The following is a 3,657-nucleotide window of genomic DNA, read 5'->3' as shown; positions in this document are numbered from 1 at the left end:
TGGCTGTGTCCGCCCACCTGGGAGGCGTCGTTGAACATCTTCGTGCTGTCGCACCGGTGCGGCCACTGTGTCCACCACGCGGCCGCGCCGGGGGTGCCCGCCGACGAGCCGAGCATGCCGCAGCCGCCCAGGGCGATCGGCAGGGCCAGCAGCGGGAGCAGGAGTTTTCTGAGCCGCATGCACCTTGCTTCGGCCCCGATCAGGAATGGCTTAGCGGAGGAGCAAAAGACCACCCGGACGCCAGCAGGTCGTCGCAGGCGGCGACGGCGGCCCGCAGCCGGGCCGCATAACACCCGGTCAACACCCGTGACGGTACGCCGCGAGCAGCCAGTTCACGCTCGAAGCGGGCAGTCATCCACGCCCGTACCCCTTCGCCGTCGCGCAGCCCGTCGTCGACGAACGGCACGCCCTCGTGGTGGGTCAGCAGGTACAGATCAGGTGTCCGTACGCGTTCCGCGACGCCCGGCGAGGTCGTCCAGGCGGCGCCCTCGCCCAGGTAGCGCTCTTCCCAGATCGTGGTGGCCAGGGCGTCGGTGTCGCCGAAGAGGATCGGCGCACCGTCGCGGGCGGCGCTGTCCTCGGCCGCGTTCTGCTCGGCGGCGACCGTCACGAAGTCGTCCCGCCCCCACGTCACGTCCTCGACGACCGCCTCGGGCCGGGTCCGGCGCAGGCTGTCGAGCTTGCGCGCGGTCAGCTCGCGGCCGAACTCGGGCACCCAGCGGGTCCGCGCCCACACCCCGCCCCGGGTGCGGTAGTGCCGGGCCAGGGCCCGGGCCATCGTGGTGGTCCCGGTGGACTCGGCCCCCACGACGATCACCCGGCGGGTCAGCCAGGCGCGCACCCCCGGGTCGAGCAGATCCCAGTACGCGACCGGGTCGGCCCGGACCGCCGTTCCGGACACCGGGGTCTTGATCCGCTCCGGGTCGACGGTGACGGCCTGAGCGCCGAACCGCCGGGCCAGCTCCTCGCCGTACGCCTCGGAGGAGAAGACCGCATCCACCCGGTCCGGGCCGGCGGCCGCCCGGAACACGGCCGTGTGCAGCTCCCAGGCCCTGGGGTCGGCGTAGTCGACCGGGTGATCGTCGTGGACGCCGACGAAGCGGACGTGCTCCGGGTGGGCCTCGCGCAACCAGGCGAGACGCAGCTCCAGCGGTACGGACTCCCGCGAGCTGGGCGCCACCACGACGGTGACCCGGTCACAGGCGGCCGCTGCGGCGTCGATCAGCTCGTGGTGCCCGGCGTGCGGCGGATAGAACTTGCCCACGATGAGGCCGTGCCCCCACCTCATGCGGCCACCGTGTGCTGGGTGCGCAGCGCCGCCCGCCACGCGCGCAGACCGAGGACGCAGAGCACCAGGAACGCCACGTAGAGCAGGGCGGTGAGCCAGAGGTCCTTGTAGCCGTACAGCGGGATGTAGATCAGGTCGGCCGCGATCCAGAGCCACCAGCTCTCCACCAGCTTGCGGGTCTGACCGTAGGTGGCCAGCAGCGACAACGCCGTGGTGAGCGCGTCGGCCAGCGGCACGGTGGAGCTGGTCAGCCGGTCGAGGAAGAGCCAGAGACCGCCGGTGAGCAGCACGCCGGCGACTGCCAGGCCGAGCCATTCGGTCCTGGTGGTGGTGCGCACGGTCAGCGGGGTGCGGCTGGCACCGCCGTAGAGCCAGGCCCACCAGCCGTACGCGCCGAGCACCACGTAGACGATCTGCAGGCTCGCGTCGGCGTAGAGGCCGGCGGACCAGAAGACCAGCATGAGCAGCAGCACGTTGAGGATGCCGACCGGCCAGTTCAGGATGTGCCGGCGCACCAGCAGTCCCACGTTCACCAGGCCGGTGCCGAAGCCGAGCACCTCGGCCCAGGTCGTGCCCACCCCGAAGGCGGTGAACGCGACGCCGGAGAGCCAATCGATCATCGGGTCAGCATCGCACCCGGTCGCTGCGGTGTCAGGCCCGGAACAGGTGGTGCCCGGCCATCTCCAGGACGTCGTCGGCGATCGTCACCGGCGTACGCAGACCCGTGTCGTCGCGCAGCACCAGCCCCGTACCCTCCGGCCGGTAGGTCCCCTTCGCCGCCCGGTGCCGGCCCGCGACCCGGCCCAGGTACGACCAGTCGGCGTCGAGCCGCAGCCGTACCGTTTTGTCGGCGCTGAGCCACAGCCCGGCGACCGCCTCCGCGTCCCCGGAAGCGGCCGGGGCGGGCACGGTGAGCTGCTCGGGGGCGACGCCGCCGAGCGCGAGCGTGAGCAGCGACGTCGCACCGAAGATGGTCGTGTCTACGCGGGAAGTTCGCATGAGGTGCTCCGGGGGGACGGCGCGGGGTGGGGCCCCTACCTTCGGCACGACCCGCGTCCCGGTTGAGCACTTCAGGGGGTGATCGCGTCCACCCGGTTGGTCCACAGCCAGCCGGACCAGCCCGCGGGCACCTTCCTCAGGTCGGCCGGCCGGTCGAAGCCCGCCGACCAGGGTCCGTCCCCGGCCACCAGCACCACCCGGGTGTCGGCGGCGCGCATCCGGTCGACGAAGAGATTGGGCCAGCCCCACAGCAGGCGGCCGTAGCGTTGCGGCAGGTGCAGCTCGGTGTGCCGGCAGGCGTCCGGGACGTGCCCGGTCCAGCCGGTGCCGAGGTACCGCACCAGGCAGTCCTTCATGATCTTCTTCGAGGTGGCGCGGAGCTCGGGCAGCCGATCCGCGACCGCGGCGACCGAGGCGTCCCCGCCGTACACGCTGATCGTGGTCAGCCGCTCGGCGGGCAGGGTGGCCAGGTAGCCGGCCAGCCGTTGGCCCTCGGCCGGGTCGTCGTTCTTGAGGTCGACGAGCAGCTCCCGGCCCGGGAACGCGGTGACGACCTGGTCCAGCGTGGGCAGCAGCCCGGCACCTGTGCCGCGCAACGGGTGGGTGGCGCCGGCGTCGGCCGTGTAGCCGTACCCCAGATCCAGCCGGCGCAGCTCGGCGAGCGTGTGTTCCCGCACCGTGCCGGTGCCGTCGGTGCGGCACTCGAGCGTCGAGTCGTGGAACACGGCGAGCTGGTCGTCGGCGGTGACCTGGACGTCGACCTCCAGCATGCCGGCGCCCGCGGCGAACGCCGCTCGCATCGAGGGCAACGTGTTCTCGAGGTAGCTGTGGTCGGGCGGGTGGATGCGGCCGGCGGTGCAGGTGTCGTTCTCCACCCCGTCCAGCGGGAAGGTCTGGGCGATCCCGCGGTGGGCCAGCAGCAGCGGGCGGCCGTCGCCGCCACCCCACAGCGCCGAGCTGTTGCCCACCCAGAGCCCGGCGGTGATCAGCAGGACGACACCGAGGGCCAGCCAGAGCCGGCGTAACCGGCGCGTGCGTTTGTCGTGGGACATCCGGGCAGCTTCCCAGCGGGCGGCGGGCGCCGGAACCGGCGAAGGACGTAGCCGGGCTACGTCCTTAGGACAGGTCCCGGGCGAGCAATGCGGCCTGGGTGCGGCTGGTCACCGAGAGCTTGGCCAGCAGGTTGCTCACGTGGGCCTTGACGGTGCGTTCGGCCAGCACCAGGTCGCGGGCGATGTCCTGGTTGGTCAGGCCCCGCCCGAGCAGGGTGAGCACCTCGCGTTCGCGGCCGGTCAGGGTGTCCAGCCGGGCCGCGGTGTCCGCCCGGGGCGCGGCGGTGGCCGAGGGCCAGAGCAGCTCGGCCGCCGAGG

Annotated in this window: 5 protein-coding genes; all 5 read right to left on the bottom strand. The window is 72.8% G+C overall.

What is annotated here, in order from left to right; translation table 11 throughout:
• Positions 1–199: 199 nt before the first annotated feature.
• Entirely contained in the window at positions 200–1,288 is a 1,089-nt protein-coding gene (locus AB0C29_RS38235; RefSeq protein WP_360831192.1) for an AAA family ATPase, read from the bottom strand.
• Positions 1,285–1,908 carry a nicotinamide riboside transporter PnuC gene (gene pnuC, locus AB0C29_RS38230; RefSeq protein WP_360831189.1) on the bottom strand — a complete coding sequence of 208 codons (624 nt, stop codon included), beginning with the start codon at positions 1,906–1,908 and terminating at the stop codon, positions 1,285–1,287. Before pnuC ends, AB0C29_RS38235 begins: the two co-directional genes overlap by 4 nt.
• Before the next feature lie 31 nt (positions 1,909–1,939).
• Complete coding sequence (locus tag AB0C29_RS38225) at positions 1,940–2,287, bottom strand: Atu4866 domain-containing protein (protein WP_360831186.1); 348 nt, start codon at positions 2,285–2,287, stop codon at positions 1,940–1,942.
• 71 nt (positions 2,288–2,358) lie between these two features.
• Entirely contained in the window at positions 2,359–3,339 is a 981-nt protein-coding gene (locus AB0C29_RS38220) for a glycerophosphodiester phosphodiesterase family protein (RefSeq protein WP_360831184.1), read from the bottom strand.
• A gap of 64 nt (positions 3,340–3,403) precedes the next feature.
• Positions 3,404–3,657: LuxR C-terminal-related transcriptional regulator (locus AB0C29_RS38215; protein ID WP_360831181.1), on the bottom strand; the 254-nt coding region annotated here is incomplete at its 5' end.

Origin of the sequence: Actinoplanes sp. NPDC048791, from assembly GCF_040650095.1 — a bacterium.
Lineage (GTDB): Bacteria > Actinomycetota > Actinomycetes > Mycobacteriales > Micromonosporaceae > Actinoplanes.
This window is presented reverse-complemented; position numbering and strand designations above follow the sequence as displayed.

Excerpts from the sequence above, each read along its gene's own strand:
- AB0C29_RS38235 (WP_360831192.1), bottom strand. The coding sequence starts at position 1,288 with ATGAGGTGGGGGCACGGCCTCATCGTGGGCAAGTTCTATCCGCCGCAC.
- pnuC (WP_360831189.1), bottom strand. The coding sequence starts at position 1,908 with ATGATCGATTGGCTCTCCGGCGTCGCGTTCACCGCCTTCGGGGTGGGC.
- AB0C29_RS38225 (WP_360831186.1), bottom strand. The coding sequence starts at position 2,287 with ATGCGAACTTCCCGCGTAGACACGACCATCTTCGGTGCGACGTCGCTG.
- AB0C29_RS38220 (WP_360831184.1), bottom strand. The coding sequence starts at position 3,339 with ATGTCCCACGACAAACGCACGCGCCGGTTACGCCGGCTCTGGCTGGCC.